Origin of the sequence: Sulfurospirillum sp. UCH001 (assembly GCF_001548035.1) — a bacterium.
GTDB lineage: Bacteria > Campylobacterota > Campylobacteria > Campylobacterales > Sulfurospirillaceae > Sulfurospirillum.
Genome location: NZ_AP014723.1, coordinates 1,680,811 through 1,698,375 on the forward strand (window position 1 = coordinate 1,680,811; position 17,565 = coordinate 1,698,375).

Here is a 17,565-nt window from a genome sequence, read left to right on the forward strand (position 1 = left end):
TTGGTTATTGTAAGAAAATTGACGATTTTTTGGCATGACTCACATCAAGCTTTTTTATCTTTGTTTTCTTAATTTTTCTTTTAAATTTACATATAATTTACACAAGTTCATTACCATGCGCCCTTAAATTTCTCTATATAAAAGGAATCGCATGTCATTTTCGACAATTAAAGGTAAATTAACACTTCTTCTCGTTGTTTTAGCATTAGGATTTTGTGCGCTAGGGTATGAAATCATTAAAGAAGGAAACGATGCAAAAATGGCAGCTACAAGGCTTGTCACGATAGCCAACATTGAAAAACTGACATTAGAGCTTCGTATTGAACAGCGAAACTATCAAGTAAACTTTCAAGCCAAAAATCTAGAGCAGTATGAGAAGATTCATCAACAACTTTTAAAAGATCTGGACGATCTTAAACGTATGCTTCTTAGCAAAGTCAATCATGACCGCATAGACATCATCAAAAAACTTCTTACAGAATGGCACACCATCAATGCCCCTCGTATGGCACTCTATACAAAACACGGTAAAGAGATTTATGATGAACACTTTGCACAAAATCATAAAGAAGATGCCAAAAAACTAGAAGAGCTCTACAAACCAAGTACGGAGGCATACAATCTTCTGCTTGATAAATTTGAAGAGTTAGCTGAAGAGGTTAAAAAATCAAACTTTAATCGCCTCAATACGAACAAACTTATGTCTGAAATCGCACTTACAGTGGTTATGCTCATTGTTTTCACGATCTTCTTTTTTGTGACACGCTCTATCAAAAACTCTGTAGCCCGTGCAAAAGAGAGTTGTGAAATCATGCGTGAGAATAAAGACCTCAGTAGCCAGATCACGCTTAATACAAAAGATGAAATCAATGAGATCATGGACTCTGTCAATAGTCTTATCAATGATGTTGCACGTGCGCTTAATGCGGCAAAAGAGAACGCCATAGAAAATGCTTCCGTTGCAGAAGAGCTTTCAAGTACCAGTCTTCAAATTGGCAAACGTGCTGAAGAAGAGGCGAAGGTAGTTTTTGAAACAACAAATGACGCTAAAGAAGTTGCTAATGCTATCGTAGATGCCAGTGTACAATCACAAAATGTTAAAGAAAGCACATCGCACGCACAAAAGAGTCTTTTAAGTGCACAAAATCTTCTCAATGAAACGATCGCACAGCTCTCTCAAACAGCTGAGGCTGAGGCTGCTATGAATGAACGCCTGAATCATCTCTCCGTTGAAGCAGAACAGGTCAAATCGGTTCTTGATGTTATCGGTGACATAGCAGACCAAACCAATCTTTTAGCGCTGAATGCTGCCATTGAAGCGGCAAGGGCTGGAGAACATGGTCGTGGATTTGCTGTTGTTGCAGATGAAGTACGAAAACTAGCGGAGCGAACGCAAAAAAGTCTTATTGAAACCAATGCAACGGTTAATGTCATCGTTCAGTCTATCAGTGACATCAGTGGCGAAATGAATCATAACGCTAAGCGTATTCATGAGCTCTCAGAGTTTTCTCACCAAGTGACTACACAAACCAACAATGCAGCAACCATTCTAAACGAAAGTGTTCAGGCTACCGATGAAGTCGTCAATAAAGCCAACAGTAACGTTAAACTTATCAAAACTGCTGTCATTGAAAAAATCGGAGAGATCAATACCCTTTCAAGCTCCAATGCAAGAAGCGTTGAAGAGATAGCAGCTGCGGCAGAGCACCTCTCTAAACTCTCTTCAAACCTTAGCCATACACTAGCACAATTCAAAACAGCATAATAATAAAATGACCAAAGAGAAAACCTCTCTTTGGTCGCTTCTTTAGCATTTGTTTGCTATCATATGATATCTTATTGGGAAAGAGGTTTTACATGCTCAATCAAAGCATTTCAATCAAACTAACCCCTGTGTTTAAACCACGTGATGACGTATCGAGTGTTTTGTTGGGTTTTTGTGGCGATGCCCTATTGATGGCTATGGATGGTTCATTGCCTTCTGCAGAACTGTTCGAGCGTTTAGGCAAACCACGTCATAGTTTCCATATCGGTGAGATAGAGCAAGAGCTCTACACTCTGCTTATTTGGGAAGAGAACATTACGCTGCCAAACGAGCTTGTCAAAACAAACCTACGTCAATTTCTAGACTTTCATCCGCCTCATCTTTTTGCGATGTTAAGCCGAGCAAAACAACTCGCACATTGGCTGTATGACAACCAGTATTGTGGACGTTGTGGCGACCCTATAGGATACTCTGAAAAGTTCTCTTCACTAACTTGCCAAAGCTGTGGTTTTACCATTTTCCCTCGCCTTTCGCCTGCGTGTATTGTGCTCATTACCAAAGGCGACGAGATCCTTCTTGCACGTTCTCCTCACTTTGAGAAAGGCATGTACAGTTTACTGGCTGGCTTTGTTGAAGCGGGCGAAAGCGTTGAGGATGCTGTACATCGGGAAATTTATGAAGAAGTGGGTCTGCGTGTTAAAAATCTTCACTATTTTGGGTCTCAAGCATGGCCATTTCCACATTCGCTGATGTTAGGCTTTTTTGCTGAGTATGACAGTGGTGAACTTGTCTTGCAAGAAGAAGAGATTGAAGATGCAAAATGGTTTACAAAAGACAACTTACCTCAACTTCCAAAACTTGCAACTATTTCAGGCATTATGATTAACCATTGGTTTAAAAACTGTTGATAATTTGTTGATCTTTTTTGGTTAAAATTGGCAAACTTTGCACGAGGAGTTTGCCATGAACATTACCCCTGAAGCACTTTTTAATGCACGTCGTCATTTCTTAAAGCTTGGTGCTGGAGCACTGGTGAGTAGTTCTGCTATCTCCCAGCTTTTAGCGGAACTTCCAAAAGACTTAAGCCTCAAATACATCCCTGATTCTAATCCACAAAATCTTACACTTAACACATTAGAGCAGGCAAGCAATTATGTCAATTTTTATGAGTTTTCTACCGACAAAGAAGCGCCTGTCAAACTCTCCCAAAAGATGAAAATAAGCCCGTGGAATGTAGGATTTTTTGGAGAGATCAAAACTGAGCAGATGCTTGAAGTCGACGACCTCATCGCTAAATTTGGACTGGAAGAGCGCATTTACCGCTTTCGCTGTGTCGAAGGATGGTCTATGGTAGTACCTTGGATAGGCTTTCCCCTTTATAAACTGCTTGATTATTTAGAGCCCAACAGCAAAGCCAAATATGTTAAGTTCACTACGCGCCATGACCCAGCTATGTTCCCCGACCAAGCCAAAGGTATTTTTGCATCCATCAAACACCCTTATGTAGAGGGATTACGTATGGATGAGGCACGCCATCCACTCACGTTCATCGCCGTGGGAATGTATGGCAAACGCCTGCTTCCACAAAATGGAGCGCCTATTCGACTTGTCGTACCGTGGAAATACGGCTTTAAGTCCATCAAATCCATTGATCTCATCGAGTGCGTTGAAAAGGAACCACTGAACACGTGGCAAGAACAAAACCCTAAAGAATATGGCTTTTATGCCAATGTCAACCCTTCTGTTGATCATCCAAGATGGAGTCAAGCCAAAGAGCGACTCCTTGGCAAACTTACCAAACAAGCCACGTTGCCTTTTAATGGCTATGAAAAAGAGGTCGCAGGGCTTTATGCTGGTATGGACTTAAGGAAATTTTTTTGAAAGCCTTGCTTGTTTTCATTGCCTTACTTCCACTAGGATTTGCCTACTACAAGCTTGAAAGTGCCATAGACCCCATCAAGATGCTCTACTCAATTACAGGCATTGGGGCGGTGGTACTTTTACTGCTTTCACTTGTACCTTCAACATGTAAGCAAGTATGCCATAAAAATTTTCTCTCATACCGTAAAACCATTGGACTGTTAAGCTTTCTTTACGCCCTACTACACGCAAGCGTATTTGTGGTACTCGATAGCGAATTTAATTTTGTTACTATCTTTGAAAAAAGCCTCAAAAAGCCCTTTATTTACGTAGGTGTTATCGCCTTTATAATCCTTCTTTTTATGGCTCTCACCTCGTTTAAAAAACTCTTCACACGTTTTTCAAAGTACCATAAAGCTGTTTACATCGCCCTACTTTTAGCCCTTTTGCATAGCTTCTGGGCACAAAAAGTGGCTGGCGTGTTTGAGTATAGTGTGATTGGTGTTGGTGCGGTGTTGCTCATTGAAAGATTATGGAGTAAGCGCCGTTCTTACATTTAAAAAACGACGCTTCTTCGTTTTAAAACGAATAGTGCAAATTAATATATGCGTAACGACCTGGTTCGTTTAGAAGCATTACATCCCCACCACCTGAAATCAATGTTAGATCACGATAAGTATTAGAAACGGCATAGGTTTTATCGAAGATATTATCCACACCGAGCGTCACATCAAAGCTCTTTGTCACCTGATAGTTGTATTTCATATTTAACACTGCATAGCCTGGGAGTGCTTGTTCACCATTATCGCTATCATAGTTATTCCAACGTTTTGCTGCAACAACTTCGGTTTGAATCGTATGGGCAGCTTGATGGTATTTCAATCCAATAAGCGCTTTTAAAGGCACGATATCTGCCAAGTCGGTATCGCTTTGTCCTACAAGCGGATCGTCTTTTTTACCTCTAAGATAACTCATACCATAATTAAATGTCCACGCCTCATTAACGTTATAGTACGCATCGAGTTCTGCACCGTAGATAGTAGCATCAACGTTGACATATTTAGCCGAGTTGTAATAAATGTAGTCTTTCAAGATCGAATAAAAGAGTTTACCATTAACTCCAAAACTGCCGTAATGCGCTTTAAACCCAATGTCCGTCTCATAGTTTGTCGTTTGATCTACATCACCTAAAGCATTTGTTCCCAAGTAAAGCTCTTTTGCGTCTGGAACACGAGAAGCTTTACCAAACCCTATAAAATAATCGACATTCTCATTGGCTTTATACGTTGCCAAAACATTCGCAGACAGTGCATCAAAGTCATTCTCAACACGTGCAGGACTACTTGAACTTAGGCTATGGGCTTTGATTGTTGTATCGTCATAACGAGCCCCCATTTGCACTTTAAGTGCCTCAATACTCGCCACATATTGTGTAAATAATGCTTTATTGGTTGTATCTACATCAGGCAAGAAAACCGTATGGGCACTTTCAACACCCGTTGCGACAGTTGTCGTATAACGTTCTCCGTCCCAATTTCGTCGGCTAACATCCACACCGTAGCTTAATGTTCCACCTGCTAAATTCATACTGTTTTTTAGCTTAGCACCTTTCATTTCGGTCTCCATCTTTACCGTAGAATAAGTTGTAGCACCCGAAACCCTATTTTTTGTCGACATAGGATGTGTCACTTTGGAAAAATATGTCTCCAAATTCAACTCTTTTGAAAAAGGCGAAAGATCATACAGCGAATAACCCAATGTCACAATGTCACTGTCATCATAATCTGCGTCCATCTGACGTGATGGATACAAAACGTTATCGCTGCGATTAAGCGTGTAAGAGAGTCTTAACTCTTGATTATCAACGGGATTAACAAAAATCTTACCCATAAACGTTTTTTTCTCATATGCTTTCAAATTGCTATCGATATAACGATTTCCCGCCATTCCCATACCTTGCACGATAGCATTATCCAATTGTTCAGATAACGTCTTTCCATTACCGTCTTTGTATTGATCGCTCTGCTCACTTGACGCGCTAATTAAAGCCCTTACATAGTCATTTCCACCACTCACACCTGCTGATGCTTTTTTATATCCGTAGCTTCCCGCGTTAAGATTGACGTCACCGCTTAATTCTTGTGTTGGATTTTTCGTCTCCGCAATCACAAGACCACTCAAGGTTCCAAAATGCTCCACATCATAAGGTCCTTCAATAATCGTTACTTTCTCAATATTATCGCTATGGATATGTGACGTCGGAGGATCCATACGATTAGGACATCCACCGTAAATTTTTGCCTCATCCATTAGAATATTAATGTTATCCTTTTTTTGACCGCGCAAAAGAATATCATCAGCAACGCCACTTCCGCGAATCAACGTAATCGAAGCATTGTTACGTGAAAGTGCGTCCGCTAAATCCGCCGATTTTAGCTCAACACCACGAATATCGTTCACCTCTTTTGAAAGTGCTTCCGCCACAACAGAAATCTGACCAAGATCAATCGTTTCTGCCATTAAAAACGATGAAACAACTAAAGACATTCCTACAATTTTATTCATACATCCTCCCTTTTAATAAGGCTTTGAGTATAAAGTTTCACTGTTAAATCACCGTTAAATAGCTTTTTTTGACCTTTTATTTCCCATATCATCGCCAAAACTACGAATACCTACGAAACGCTTACACATAAAAACAAATTTTTTGAAAAATTGCATTCGTCGTTCTTTTGTGTTACCATAACCCCTTATTTTTACCACAAAGAACACTCATGAACGCATTTATCTCAGGTTTTAGTCTTGGTTTTTCACTCATTCTTGCCATTGGGGCACAAAATGCGTTTGTACTCAAACAAGGCATTAAAAAAGAGCATGTATTTATCATCTGTTTTGTTTGCGCACTCTCAGACGCTATTCTCATTTTTGCGGGTGTTTCAGGATTTGGGTACTTAGTCGAGCAGTTTCCATCTTTGCAAACAGTGGCAAAGTATGGTGGCTTTGCCTTTTTATTTATCTATGGCTTGAAAAGTTTTTACAGTGCATGGAGTATGTCTCATGAGCTTACTCCTCAAGATATGCCAACCCCTACGCTTACAAAAACCATTTTATTGACACTGGCATTTACATGGCTCAATCCTCATGTGTATCTTGACACCGTCATCTTACTGGGCTCTGTTTCTACCAAGTTTGGTGAGCTTGCACCGCTCTTTGGACTAGGCGCTATGACATCGTCTTTTGTGTTTTTCTTTTCACTGGGCTATGGAGCAAGAATTTTGACACCTATCTTCCAAAAGCCGATCTCATGGAAAATTCTTGAAGTACTCATTGGTATCGTTATGCTCTCTTTAGCATTTATGTTATTAGGGCTTTAAAATTATCACTTTTTAGAGAGGTTGCGTTATACTAAGCTACTCGATAGATCGAAGTAGCAGAAGTACACGATGCAGTCAAAAGATGGCTATGGGAAACTCGCTCAACACCTCGAAGAGACACTAAAAGTTCATCTCTTCGATCAAAATTTTGCCATTGAGAGCATAATCAAAACATTGGTGCAAATGCGCCTTGTCCACTCTAAAGTAAGAGCTCTTTTTACGTTTATAGGACCACCAAACTGCGGTAAGCGCTATCTTGCGGAGCTTCTTGTTACTGCTGACCCACACATAGAGCAACTCAAAGCATTTCAGATGGATCAGTACAACGACACCTTTAACGCAGAACAACTCTCTGCATCAAGCATTGAAAACGATGTTACAGAGTTTGTCGCAAAAAATCCAAATGCCATCTTACTCTTTGAAGACATCGACAAAGCCGACACACAAGTGCAACTCTCTTTGTACACTCTCTTTTCAGATTCAGAGAAGAGCAGTGTTGATTTCTCGCATGTCATCGTTATTATGACGACAACGCGTTTGAGTTCACTCTTAGGACGACAAGATTTACTAGAGCTGTTTAAAAATGACCCTCTGCAAGCCCATACCTTTTTGATGGAGCGATTGGGACAAGAAGAGATCATCATCAGCGGTGTCAAAGAAAAAGTGTTTGATAAAAAGCTCCTCTCACTGCTTAACGAATGCACCCTCATACCCTTTAATCGTCTTAGCCTTACAGCACTCATCAAAATCGGCGCGCAAAGCTTGCATGGTATGTCACAAAACTTTATCAAAGAGAGTGGCGTTGAGATAGAGTATACCAACATAGATGTGCTTATCTCACTTTTAACCCTCTCACTAGCACCCTATCTCAATGCTCGCCATATTCGCAAAAAACTTCCCGAAGTGGTCTTTAACCGAATCTATGAGATTTTGAAAGATAGAAATGATGTCACCAAGATACGCTATAAAGTAGCCAAAAAAGCCGCTATTTTTGTCAAAGAAGCACTCAAAGACCAACCTTTACTGCTCAAAAAAATTAGCAAACAACATGAAAGCATTGAACTTGAATGGAGTATACGTGTCGTAAAAGGTGTGGCTGAATGCACCATCAAAAACGCTTTTTTCCGTAAAGAAAAACTGCATGTAAGCTCTGAAGATGCTCTTCGTATTTCAGAGATAACCTTTGATGCTATCGCAGGACAACAACGTGTTAAAGCAGAACTCATGGAGGTGTTAACACTTCTAAAAGAACCAAATCGTCTGCAACAATTTGACATGCTTCCTCCAAAAGGAATGATTCTCTATGGGCCTTCGGGTATGGGTAAAAAACTCCTTGCTCATGCTTTTGCCAATGCTGCAGATATGCCGTTTACCGTTGTGCGCGATGCGGACTTATTTGATGCAGCAAAAATTCACAAAGCGTATGCTCAAGCCTACAGTGCAGCACCTTCCATCGTGCTTTTAGAAGACATTGATGTTCAAGGACTTGTGGGAGGAGTGATTGCTACAATGAGCATACAACCCTTAGTCGATGAGATAGACGCTATTACACAAAGCTATGATGCGCCTATTTTTACCATCGTTACCATCGGCGAAAGTAGCCCTATTCCTGAACAGTTAGTGCAAACCGGACGAATAGATATACGCATCGAAGTACCAAAGCTTGATATGGAAGCACGTCGCTTTTTTATCGAAGAGATTTTAAAAAAGCCTCACGATGCACGCATTGACATTGAAAAAGTAGTACGTTACATCTCAGGGATGGGTGGGGATGAGCTCAAACGCATTGGGCAAGAGGCAGCACTGTTTGCTGCACGTAAGGGGTTAAAAGAGATCACCGAAGAGATTTTGCTAGAACAGATCAACATCATCAAATACGGCAACAAACTTGAAAGTAAACAGATACGTGACATCGAAACCTCTATGGCAAAAACAGCTTACCATGAAGCGGGACACGCCGTGCTCTCTTACATACTCTGTCCACACATCAAGATAGAGCAAGTCACCGTAGCACCTCGAAGCGATGGCCCTTGGGTTTGTCTCTTACCATAATGATGATTACATCGATGCGATCTCTAAAGATGAACTTTTTGCCAACATTTGTGTGCTTCTAGGTGGACGCATTGCCAAAATGCACAAGTATGGCAAAGCAGGCATGGAGACAGGTTCTATCAACGATCTTGAAGTAGCCAGTATGCAAGCCTACTCTGCCATAGCCCTCTTTGGAATGGATGAAGAGTTAGGCTACATCAACATCAGTGGTATTGAAGACGCTTTTGACAAAGATCTTTTAGCAGAAAAAATTGAGAACAGACTTCTTACGTGGTTGGAAGAAGCTAAAAAGCAGACAGAACACGAGGTAAAACGACTCTGGCCAGCGATTGAGGCAGTGGCAAAGGCACTCATTGAAAAAGAGGTCATTGATGGATTAGAGCTTAAAAAAATTATTGAAGAAAAGATACCAAAGAAGAGCGTTTCTAGGGCAAAAAAGCCCTAGGAACCCTTGTTATTTTTTAATGAGATACCGAATGGTTGGTCCATCTTGGATAATCTCTAAAACCGTATAACCATAGTTTTTTGCATCATGAGGAATGTTGTTAATGGACTGAGGACAGTCACTAATCACCTCTAAAATCTCGCCTTTTTTAAGTGTAGGTAATGCCTCAAGCGTCGCAATCGCTGGGTATGGACACGGCTCACCACGCATATCGAGTGAATAATCAGGTACGATAACTTCTTTCATAACCTCTTCCTTTTATTGATGATTGTTTTGGTATTGGCTTTTTTTGGCAAGGAAACGTCGCTCCCACCAGACCACCAGCGCAAAAGAGAGTGCCATTAAGGCATAGTTCATATACAAACCACCATAGGTTCCAAACATTTTGAGCATATTGATTTTTTCATATCCATTGACCAATGTTGGCGCTAAGCCATCCCAACAAAGCGCTAGAAGCAGTGAGCCAAGAACGTTACCGATGCCAACCCACCAAAAGTGAATTTGACCTTCCATCGCGCGGTACATCCAACCTGTCTCACATCCACCTGCGATAACGATACCAAAGCCAAACATCAAACCACCGATGATGGCGTTTGGACCTGCCCACATGATTTTTGGCTCCATTCCTGTTTGAACAAATGCAAAGATACCGATGGTGCTGACCGCCATACCTAAGATGATCGCTTTAGCGAGTAATCCACGCCCTGTGATCCACATATCGCGAAATGCGGATGTAAAGCATACTTGCGCTCGCTCAATACAAATACCAAAGCCCAAACCAAAGAGCATTGCCATGCCCAGTTTTGGTGCATCAAAACTTCGTGTAATCGCTGTAATTGCCACTGCGAAGAAAACGATACTTCCGATGATAAATTTCATCTTAGCACTCTGTTTGTTCTTCTCCAATGGTGTTGCTTCACTGACTTTTTTCATCTTCAAAGGAATACGAAACATCGGTAACATAGACACTTTTGCGCCTGCAAAACAACCAATAGCCGTAGCTACGGCAAAAAACCATGCATGCAGTGAAAACTGAGGAATACCCGTAAAGAAAGCTGCCAAGTTACACCCCATTGCCAAACGTGCACCAAAGCCAGCGATCATACCACCAATGACTGCTTGGAAAATACGAATGCGTGTTGAAGGAAGACGAAGCTTCACATTATCCGCCCAAAGTGCTGCTGCAAGAGCACCACCAAACATACCGATGATCATCACACCATCGATACGATCCCAAGGTGTACCTTTAAATCCAAGGATTTTGAGGTACGTCCACTCAGCAGGGTTTGCACCAAAAAGCTGAGCCAAATGCCCACCCCAACGGGTAAATTCACCTGTAACTGCCCAAAATGTGCCGAGCAATCCAAAATAATAGGTCGATAAAATTCCAAGCGCAATTACCGCAGGAATAGGCGACCAAAAACGAACGAGATAGTGTTGTTTAAATTCACTCCACCATGACATAAAAACTCCTAAAAGTAATAAAATTGAGTTTTGATTGTGAAGTACATTTTGGGTATTAGTATAAGAACTAAGAAAGAGCAACAAAAGAGGTATTTTTGAGCATTATGTACTCTTGCGACCGCAAGCAAATCAAAAAAAAGACTTTAGCAGAGGTTCTCTTAAGATTTGTTTTTCTGACGAAAAAAGTCAAGATTAATTACTTACGCATACCTCTAATCAGTTGTGAAAATGTAGAGCGTTTTTTATCTTCTAAAGGAAAACTAGGATCACTCGCATGTCTAACATCTTCGATAGAATAAACGGCTTGAGGATTATGTTTTGCAATCAGTTCTCGAACACGCTCAATGTCGGAGCGTTTGATGACGGTAAAGATGATGTTTACAGCACCCGTATTGCCCTCTGCATCAGCAACCGTCACGCTATAACGAAGCGCACGTAAAGCAGCGACGAGCACATGAGAATCTCGTTTAGTAATGATTCGTACGACCACCATTCCAAGCGCTAAACGACTTTCAATAAACATCCCAATGTAATTGCCCAGTGAAAAGCCAAGTGCATAAGCGATGTAATTAATCGGATTGGTTAGATTGGCCATGACTTTAGAGATGGCCATAAGCCAGATGCTTACTTCAAAAAAGCCTAAAATTGGCGCCCAAAGTCTAAGCCCTTTTGAAACAAAGATAATACGAAGTGTCCCAATGCTAACATCGGTAATGCGAGCAAGTGCAATGAGTAAAGGTATGCCATAAAGTGAAAACCACTCTTGTTGAAATATCTCACCCATTTTCCATCCTTTAAATCTATAAACCATTTTTTATATGCTAGTTAGAAAGTCTATTATAACACCACTTCTTTAAAGCGTACAAAAGAGCCACAAAAAACGCTCTTTACTTCTTATCCTCAAATATTATGATAAAATATAAAATATAATCTGATAGATAAAATTGGGAATTGCATGCTTCTACGATTGGTTGTTTTTTCTTTTTTTATTTTTGCATCACTTCATGCGAAAGAGTATATTTTTGCAACCTATCCTTCCAATACACCTTCAAAAATTATACAAGCACTCACCCCTCTAATGGAATACTTGAGTGCACAAAGTGGCGATACCTTTAAATTGGTTGTCACAAAAGATTATGACGAGTTAACAAAACGCATTGAAGAAAAAAGCGTTGATTTTGCATGGGTCAATACGAAAAACTTTGTGCTTCTTACAGAGAGAATTCCTTCCCTTCGCTATCTTGTGACCTACTTGGAGCACTCAAAGAATGGGCAGATTACTCCGTATTACCAATCGTTTATTGTGGCGATAAAAGACGCTAATATAACTTCTTTAGAAGAAGCAAAAAATAAACACTTTGCTTTTACTGACAAAGAGTCAACTTCAGGGTACGCTTATCCTATGATGATTTTTGAAGCGCATCACATCAATCCTTATACCTTTTTTCAAAAAGTCTTTTTTCTCAAAAAACACAATAAAGTCATTGAGGCACTCATCAACCACTCGCTTGAAGTGGGTGCTATCTCAGATGGTACCTATTACAACGCATTAGAAAAATATGGCGATCGTTTTACGATTCTTGCTACATCTGAGCCTATCCCACTTGATGCCATTGTAGCATCGGAAAATGTCTCACATCAAGAAAGCCAACGCATAGCACACTTTCTTGAGAATATTCCACTGAACTCGCCCGCAATCAAAGCATTTGAAGAACATCTTGGATGGTCAAGCGCAGGCTTTGTAAGAAAAAATGAACGCTTTTATGAAACCTTCAAACGAACCCTGAAAGTGCCACTGTATGAAACTTTACAATAAAATTCTCTTTCTAACGATTCTGCAACTTGTTGCTATTTTTATTTTCGGAATCTATGAAATTCAGTCTCTATATTTGACCCAAAAAACAGCTTTTGATCAAAAAAACCTGATTCAGTCAGAGATGATTCAGAAACGTTTTGAAGAAAAGCTCGAAGTACTTCAAAAAACGGCTCAAATTCTCATCAACTCTCAAGAGGTTATTACAGGCATTATCAGCAATGACACCGATATGCTCTACAATTGGAGCAAACTTTTTCTCTCCCCTTCTACCGATAAAATTCATTTTATTGATTTGGATGGAACCGTCATCAGCCGAGGTGAGTTAGAATTTCGTTTTGCCGATGATGTTTCAAAGCGTTTTTATGTTCAGCAAGCCCTTCATAACGACACGTTCCTAGGTATAGATATGGTAGATGGCGAAGAGTGCTTGGTTTATGCAAAGCGCGTGAAACAGTACGGACAAAAAACCATTGGTATCATCAGTGTAGCCCTTATTATCGATGATGCCTTTCTTGCTTCTTTAGTAGAAGGTACAACGATGGGCATCGCTTACCACTCTCAAAATCAAACACTCTCAACAACCAAAGAAAAACTTACCAACGCCGCATCGTTACATGTCATGCTTCAAGCAGGGAGTATTAAAGAGGCAGGATTTAACATCGGTTTTACATCAGAAGAAGAACTCAATGCCCTTAAAAAAGCACGTACCAACCTTTTTGTAGGCATTGGTTTTACCCTCATTGCCTTAGTTCTTGCCCTTCATTTCACACTTCTAAAGCATCTTAAAGAGTATAAAGCACTCTCTCAAGTTCTGATTGATTTTTACGAAGATCGTTTGAATATCAAAGAAGTTATGAATACCATTAAGCAGGCAACCACAGAACGTACCACACCTGAAGTCAAAAAAATTGCGGAAGCGCTTTTCAATATGAGTCAAAAAGTCGCCGATACTCAAAATGTACTCGAACATTTAAGCAGCACAGACCAACTCACTTCCCTTTCAAACAGGCGCAGACTAGAAGAGTCTTTGGAGCAAAAACTTAAAGAGAGCAAGAGAGAAGAAAGCTTTTTTTCAGTGATTATGATCGATATTGACCGTTTTAAAACGGTCAATGATACCTATGGGCATGAAATAGGTGACCATGTTTTAATTCATACCGCACATCTAATGCGTGAATCGATTCGAGAAAGTGACATTCTAGGACGATGGGGAGGAGAAGAGTTTTTACTGATTTTACCTCACACAAGCCTTGAAGGAGCACTTAGTATCGCAGAAGAGATACGTTCAAAAATTTACCACTGTACCTTTGAGCATTACCCGCAGCGTGTCACTATGAGTTTGGGTGTCTCCACTTACCGTATAAGCGATACGCCCAATAGCATTTTAAGACGTGCCGATAATGCACTGTATCGAGCAAAAAATAACGGAAGGAACAGGGTCGAATATGAAAATTAAAAAAATTATAAGCATGATGCTTCTTTTTTGCTTTTCACTTTTCGCCAATGAAAAACTTGTTTTAGGAGTTAATCCTTATAAAAGCACGACAGAACTTCAAGAAATCTATGCAGAGTTGGTGGAGTATCTTGAAAAAGCACTTGATAGAGAAATTGTTTTTGTTGTTTCTAAAGATTACAATCAGCTTTTAACGCTTATCGAACAAGGCAGTGTCGATATAGCATCCATCTCTCCAAAACTTTTTGCAACATCAAGACAAAAAGAGATTCCAACAGAGTATTTAGCAACACTTCAAGTCACCGATGATCAAAACAATGCGAGAAGTGCCTACCATGGACTTATTGTTACGCATAAAGAGAGTTCGATTTATACCATGGCTGATTTAAAAAAGAAAAGTTTTGGATTTACAGATCCTGATTCAACATCAGGTTACTTCTATCCGCGCCTTATCATGAAACAAAATGGCATTGACCCAAAAAATGAGCTTGGGAAAGTCTATATGCTTAAAAAGCACTCTAAAATCATTGATGCTATTTTGGAAAAATCAATCGATGCAGGGGCACTTTACGACGGAGCTTATATCATTCTTCCAAAAGAGAAGCAGGAGCAAATTCGCATTCTTGCAACATCAAAAGAGATACCTTATGATGCCATGATTGCCTCAAATAAGTTAGATAAAGCATTTGTAGCAAAAATTCGCACGCTTCTTTTAAACTTTCATGCAACAAAGCACTTTCCATCAAGTATTGCAGGGTTTGAAGAAAAACCTCTTTCTCTTTACGATCAACTAAACCATTTAGAATAATTTTTTTAATTCACGCATCAACGTGAAACTCTTAGAGAATAATCTCTTTTACACGCCCTACTTCACCACTTTCCAAACGTACTTTTATGCCATGAGGATGATTCGCAGAATTTGTAAGTATGTCTTTCACCACGCCAGAGGTGAGTTTGCCACTGCGTTGGTCTTCTTTTAACACAATTTGTACTTTCAGACCTTTGTGAATATTGCTTCTAATTTGTCCTGCGATCATACCTAATCCTTTAGAGTTCTATCTCAGCTCTCTCTTTACCATCGCTTGGGAACCATTCATCTTCGATAAAATCATCTTCAACAATTTGCGTGACACTGCGCTTCATATAGCGCCCTGATGCACTGACTGCCACTTCGCCATCTGGAAGTATCAGCTCACCCGTACCTTCAAATATACGTCCTTTATCATTGATGATGCGCCCAACGACTTTTAGTTCAACACCCAAAGGCACAGGCTTTTTATATTTGAGGTTGAGTTCTATCGTTACTCCAAAGCTCTCTTGTCCATAATGCGCCATAATGGCACGTCCTATGGTTTCATCCAAAATGGTTGCAGAAATTCCACCATGCAAAATACCTGGATAACTCTGATGATACGTATGCGGCGTAAAATAAGCAACGACTTCTTTATTTTCCAGTTCATAAAACTTTGTTTTTAGTCCAAAAGGATTTTCGATACCGCATACCAAACAATTTTTAGAGATGTGTTGTTTGCCAGTTACTTTAAACTTCACTTTTGCTCTCCATGTACCTTTTCAAGCTCTTTGCGTACTTTTGAGTAAAGTTTGAGATCGACAATTTTATAGCTTTTAAGAAGCCCATCTAACAAAGCAGCTTCTAGCTCTTTTTGATCTTCTTTATTGGCTGGAACGATTTTATCTTTAACAGCACAATTATTGCAAAAGTCATAAAGGTATGTAAGATCAATCTGATAATCCAAACGATGCGTCAACTCATTTTTAAGCTTACGTGTCTCATTCATGATGACAAATTCTTGCTCATTAATCGTTTTAAGAGCGCGTAACTCTTCTAAAAGCTTAAACTGAGTCATACTGCGAGACGTTCCAGGAATAAGTATTTCTGCGACAAATTCATAGTACGCTTCAACTGCGAGTACCATCACATAGAGGTTTTTACCAATAGGATTTTCCTCTTGTTCGATAAAATCTTTAAAATAGTGCAGTTTTTGCATCTCAATCATCATTTTTTCATTCCTTTTGTTTTTCCTTGTTTTTTGAGTTTACCCTCTTTAAAGGTTGCTCTGTATTTTTTAATGGAAAGATTTTTTTTATTCGCTTTTTCATATTCGATTTTTGCTTTAATCGTTCCTTTTTTTGCCTCTTTCTCTAACCACTCTTTGGTTTCAAAACCTGGGTAAAACTCCGTTTGGATTGTATATTTTAAGATTTTCTCAATCTCTTTAAATTTGTTTTTTTCTTCTTTACAGACAAGGGAAATAGCACGCCCTTCTTTACCCGCACGCCCTGTTCTTCCTGCTCTGTGCAAGTAGTCTTCGGCATCACCTGGAAGCTCATAGTTAATGACATGCGGCAAATCTTCAATGTCTAAGCCACGAGAAGCGATATCGGTAGCAACTAAGACACGAATGGCATTTTCTTTAAATGCGTTCACCGCTTTGGTACGTTGAGAGTGCGCTTTATCGCCATGCAATACAAGTGTTTTTAAACCACTTTTAGAGAGATAATCACCCACTTCATCGGCACTCTGTTTGGTTTTCGTAAAGACCAACACCTGATGCCAGTTTTGAGAGCCTATCATAAAAGAAAGCAGTTCGCATTTACGCTCTTTATCCACCACATAGATGGTTTGTTGCACGTTCTTAGCAAACTCGCCTTGGTTGTTAATCGCCACTGTTATAGGTTTTTTCAAGCTTACCTCAGAAAGGCGTTTAACCGACTTCGAAAGCCCAACGGAGAAAAGAAGTGTTTGGCGTTTTTTTGGCAGTAGTGAAAGCAGTGTCTCCACTTCTTCCCAAAAGCCCATGTCTAAAATGCGGTCAGCCTCATCAAATACAAGCATCTCGACACGAGAGAGATCAACATTGTTCAATTTGATATGCTCTAAAAGTCTTCCTGGAGTAGCGATAAGAACATCAATACCTTTTTCTAATTTCTTCACTTGTGGTGTAAACTTTACACCGCCATAAATGGCACCGATGGTAAGCTCAAGATTTTTACCATACGCTTGTACATTCAATGCGACTTGTGAAGCAAGCTCACGTGTTGGCACTAAAATAAGGGCACGGACAACTTTCTTGGTAGTCGATTTTTGTGTTTTTTTGCTCAAAATTTGTAAGAGTGGAAGTGCATACGCCGCTGTCTTACCTGTTCCTGTTTGCGCCGTTGCCATAACATCTTTACCCTCTAACACTAAAGGGATGACCTTGCTTTGCACAGGCGTTGGTTTCGTGTACCCAAGTTCAGTTACTGCTTCTTGTATCGGCGCAATCAAGCCTAGCTTTTCAAATAACATCTCTATCCTTTATCTATCTTAATAGC

Annotated in this window: 18 protein-coding genes; 10 read left to right on the forward strand and 8 right to left on the reverse strand. The window is 40.0% G+C overall.

All coding sequences use genetic code 11. From position 1 onward, the window contains the following. The first annotated feature begins 151 nt into the window (after positions 1–151). From UCH001_RS08360 to UCH001_RS08375, 4 genes are all read left to right on the forward strand, one after another. Complete coding sequence (locus tag UCH001_RS08360) at positions 152–1,765, forward strand: methyl-accepting chemotaxis protein (RefSeq protein ID WP_067176847.1); 1,614 nt, start codon at positions 152–154, stop codon at positions 1,763–1,765. A 92-nt stretch (positions 1,766–1,857) separates the two neighbouring features. After that, positions 1,858–2,673: an NAD(+) diphosphatase gene (nudC, locus tag UCH001_RS08365; protein WP_197651427.1), complete on the forward strand. Its 816-nt coding sequence runs from the start codon at positions 1,858–1,860 to the stop codon at positions 2,671–2,673. Between the two features lie 55 nt (positions 2,674–2,728). Further along, the gene (gene msrP / locus UCH001_RS08370; protein ID WP_067176851.1) at positions 2,729–3,646 is read left to right on the forward strand and encodes a protein-methionine-sulfoxide reductase catalytic subunit MsrP; all 918 of its coding nucleotides are present in this window, start codon (positions 2,729–2,731) and stop codon (positions 3,644–3,646) included. Next, positions 3,643–4,185: a ferric reductase-like transmembrane domain-containing protein gene (locus tag UCH001_RS08375; RefSeq protein ID WP_067176852.1), complete on the forward strand. Its 543-nt coding sequence runs from the start codon at positions 3,643–3,645 to the stop codon at positions 4,183–4,185. Before msrP ends, UCH001_RS08375 begins: the two co-directional genes overlap by 4 nt. 19 nt (positions 4,186–4,204) lie before the next feature. Here the strand turns inward: UCH001_RS08375 and UCH001_RS08380 are convergent, their stop codons facing one another. Then, positions 4,205–6,190, reverse strand: a complete 1,986-nt coding sequence (locus tag UCH001_RS08380; RefSeq protein WP_067176855.1) for a TonB-dependent receptor — start codon at positions 6,188–6,190, stop codon at positions 4,205–4,207. A 209-nt stretch (positions 6,191–6,399) separates the two neighbouring features. Here UCH001_RS08380 and UCH001_RS08385 point away from each other — a divergent pair, with 209 nt between their 5' ends. The 3 genes from UCH001_RS08385 (at position 6,400) to UCH001_RS13385 (ending at position 9,496) form a co-directional block, all read left to right on the forward strand. After that, a complete protein-coding gene (locus UCH001_RS08385; RefSeq protein WP_067176858.1) occupies positions 6,400–6,999 on the forward strand; it encodes a LysE/ArgO family amino acid transporter in 600 nt (199 codons plus the stop codon). 69 nt (positions 7,000–7,068) lie between these two features. Then, positions 7,069–9,051, forward strand: a complete 1,983-nt coding sequence (locus UCH001_RS08390; RefSeq protein ID WP_231963920.1) for an AAA family ATPase — start codon at positions 7,069–7,071, stop codon at positions 9,049–9,051. Beyond that, positions 9,023–9,496, forward strand: a complete 474-nt coding sequence (locus tag UCH001_RS13385) for a hypothetical protein (RefSeq protein ID WP_231963921.1) — start codon at positions 9,023–9,025, stop codon at positions 9,494–9,496. The genes UCH001_RS08390 and UCH001_RS13385 overlap by 29 nt, the downstream gene beginning before the upstream one ends. A gap of 9 nt (positions 9,497–9,505) precedes the next feature. Here the strand turns inward: UCH001_RS13385 and yedF are convergent, their stop codons facing one another. The 3 genes from yedF to UCH001_RS08405 form a co-directional block, all read right to left on the reverse strand. After that, the gene (gene yedF, locus UCH001_RS08395; protein ID WP_067176860.1) at positions 9,506–9,742 is read right to left on the reverse strand and encodes a sulfurtransferase-like selenium metabolism protein YedF; all 237 of its coding nucleotides are present in this window, start codon (positions 9,740–9,742) and stop codon (positions 9,506–9,508) included. A 12-nt stretch (positions 9,743–9,754) separates the two neighbouring features. Then, positions 9,755–10,960 carry a selenium metabolism membrane protein YedE/FdhT gene (gene yedE, locus UCH001_RS08400; protein WP_067176863.1) on the reverse strand — a complete coding sequence of 402 codons (1,206 nt, stop codon included), beginning with the start codon at positions 10,958–10,960 and terminating at the stop codon, positions 9,755–9,757. A gap of 196 nt (positions 10,961–11,156) precedes the next feature. Beyond that, a complete protein-coding gene (locus UCH001_RS08405; RefSeq protein ID WP_067176866.1) occupies positions 11,157–11,744 on the reverse strand; it encodes a DUF2179 domain-containing protein in 588 nt (195 codons plus the stop codon). 171 nt (positions 11,745–11,915) lie between these two features. Here UCH001_RS08405 and UCH001_RS08410 point away from each other — a divergent pair, with 171 nt between their 5' ends. The 3 genes from UCH001_RS08410 to UCH001_RS08420 are packed head-to-tail and all read left to right on the forward strand — an operon-like array spanning position 11,916 to position 15,037. Beyond that, positions 11,916–12,776, forward strand: coding sequence for a phosphate/phosphite/phosphonate ABC transporter substrate-binding protein (locus tag UCH001_RS08410; RefSeq protein ID WP_067176868.1), 861 nt, complete (start codon positions 11,916–11,918; stop codon positions 12,774–12,776). Beyond that, positions 12,760–14,232, forward strand: a complete 1,473-nt coding sequence (locus tag UCH001_RS08415; protein ID WP_067176870.1) for a diguanylate cyclase — start codon at positions 12,760–12,762, stop codon at positions 14,230–14,232. The genes UCH001_RS08410 and UCH001_RS08415 overlap by 17 nt, the downstream gene beginning before the upstream one ends. Continuing rightward, positions 14,222–15,037 (forward strand): phosphate/phosphite/phosphonate ABC transporter substrate-binding protein, encoded by an 816-nt coding sequence (locus UCH001_RS08420; protein WP_067176873.1) that lies wholly within the window; start codon positions 14,222–14,224, stop codon positions 15,035–15,037. The genes UCH001_RS08415 and UCH001_RS08420 overlap by 11 nt, the downstream gene beginning before the upstream one ends. 31 nt (positions 15,038–15,068) lie before the next feature. On the opposite strand, the gene UCH001_RS08425 is transcribed toward UCH001_RS08420, so the two are convergent. The 4 genes from UCH001_RS08425 to UCH001_RS08440 are packed head-to-tail and all read right to left on the reverse strand — an operon-like array spanning position 15,069 to position 17,539. Next, positions 15,069–15,266, reverse strand: coding sequence for a YwbE family protein (locus tag UCH001_RS08425; RefSeq protein WP_067176876.1), 198 nt, complete (start codon positions 15,264–15,266; stop codon positions 15,069–15,071). Positions 15,267–15,276: 10 nt separating this feature from the next. After that, complete coding sequence (locus UCH001_RS08430; RefSeq protein WP_067176878.1) at positions 15,277–15,780, reverse strand: PaaI family thioesterase; 504 nt, start codon at positions 15,778–15,780, stop codon at positions 15,277–15,279. After that, the gene (locus UCH001_RS08435; protein WP_067176881.1) at positions 15,777–16,250 is read right to left on the reverse strand and encodes a hypothetical protein; all 474 of its coding nucleotides are present in this window, start codon (positions 16,248–16,250) and stop codon (positions 15,777–15,779) included. Before UCH001_RS08435 ends, UCH001_RS08430 begins: the two co-directional genes overlap by 4 nt. Continuing rightward, complete coding sequence (locus tag UCH001_RS08440; protein WP_067176884.1) at positions 16,247–17,539, reverse strand: DEAD/DEAH box helicase; 1,293 nt, start codon at positions 17,537–17,539, stop codon at positions 16,247–16,249. The genes UCH001_RS08435 and UCH001_RS08440 overlap by 4 nt, the downstream gene beginning before the upstream one ends. Between the last annotated feature and the right edge of the window lie 26 nt (positions 17,540–17,565).

Coding starts and splice junctions, on each gene's coding strand:
- UCH001_RS08360 (WP_067176847.1), top strand. CDS start 152: ATGTCATTTTCGACAATTAAAGGTAAATTAACACTTCTTCTCGTTGTT.
- nudC (WP_197651427.1), top strand. CDS start 1,858: ATGCTCAATCAAAGCATTTCAATCAAACTAACCCCTGTGTTTAAACCA.
- msrP (WP_067176851.1), top strand. CDS start 2,729: ATGAACATTACCCCTGAAGCACTTTTTAATGCACGTCGTCATTTCTTA.
- UCH001_RS08380 (WP_067176855.1), bottom strand. CDS start 6,190: ATGAATAAAATTGTAGGAATGTCTTTAGTTGTTTCATCGTTTTTAATG.
- UCH001_RS08385 (WP_067176858.1), top strand. CDS start 6,400: ATGAACGCATTTATCTCAGGTTTTAGTCTTGGTTTTTCACTCATTCTT.
- UCH001_RS08390 (WP_231963920.1), top strand. CDS start 7,069: ATGCAGTCAAAAGATGGCTATGGGAAACTCGCTCAACACCTCGAAGAG.
- UCH001_RS13385 (WP_231963921.1), top strand. CDS start 9,023: ATGGCCCTTGGGTTTGTCTCTTACCATAATGATGATTACATCGATGCG.
- yedF (WP_067176860.1), bottom strand. CDS start 9,742: ATGAAAGAAGTTATCGTACCTGATTATTCACTCGATATGCGTGGTGAG.
- yedE (WP_067176863.1), bottom strand. CDS start 10,960: ATGTCATGGTGGAGTGAATTTAAACAACACTATCTCGTTCGTTTTTGG.
- UCH001_RS08405 (WP_067176866.1), bottom strand. CDS start 11,744: ATGGGTGAGATATTTCAACAAGAGTGGTTTTCACTTTATGGCATACCT.
- UCH001_RS08410 (WP_067176868.1), top strand. CDS start 11,916: ATGCTTCTACGATTGGTTGTTTTTTCTTTTTTTATTTTTGCATCACTT.
- UCH001_RS08415 (WP_067176870.1), top strand. CDS start 12,760: ATGAAACTTTACAATAAAATTCTCTTTCTAACGATTCTGCAACTTGTT.
- UCH001_RS08420 (WP_067176873.1), top strand. CDS start 14,222: ATGAAAATTAAAAAAATTATAAGCATGATGCTTCTTTTTTGCTTTTCA.
- UCH001_RS08425 (WP_067176876.1), bottom strand. CDS start 15,266: ATGATCGCAGGACAAATTAGAAGCAATATTCACAAAGGTCTGAAAGTA.
- UCH001_RS08435 (WP_067176881.1), bottom strand. CDS start 16,250: ATGATGATTGAGATGCAAAAACTGCACTATTTTAAAGATTTTATCGAA.
- UCH001_RS08440 (WP_067176884.1), bottom strand. CDS start 17,539: ATGTTATTTGAAAAGCTAGGCTTGATTGCGCCGATACAAGAAGCAGTA.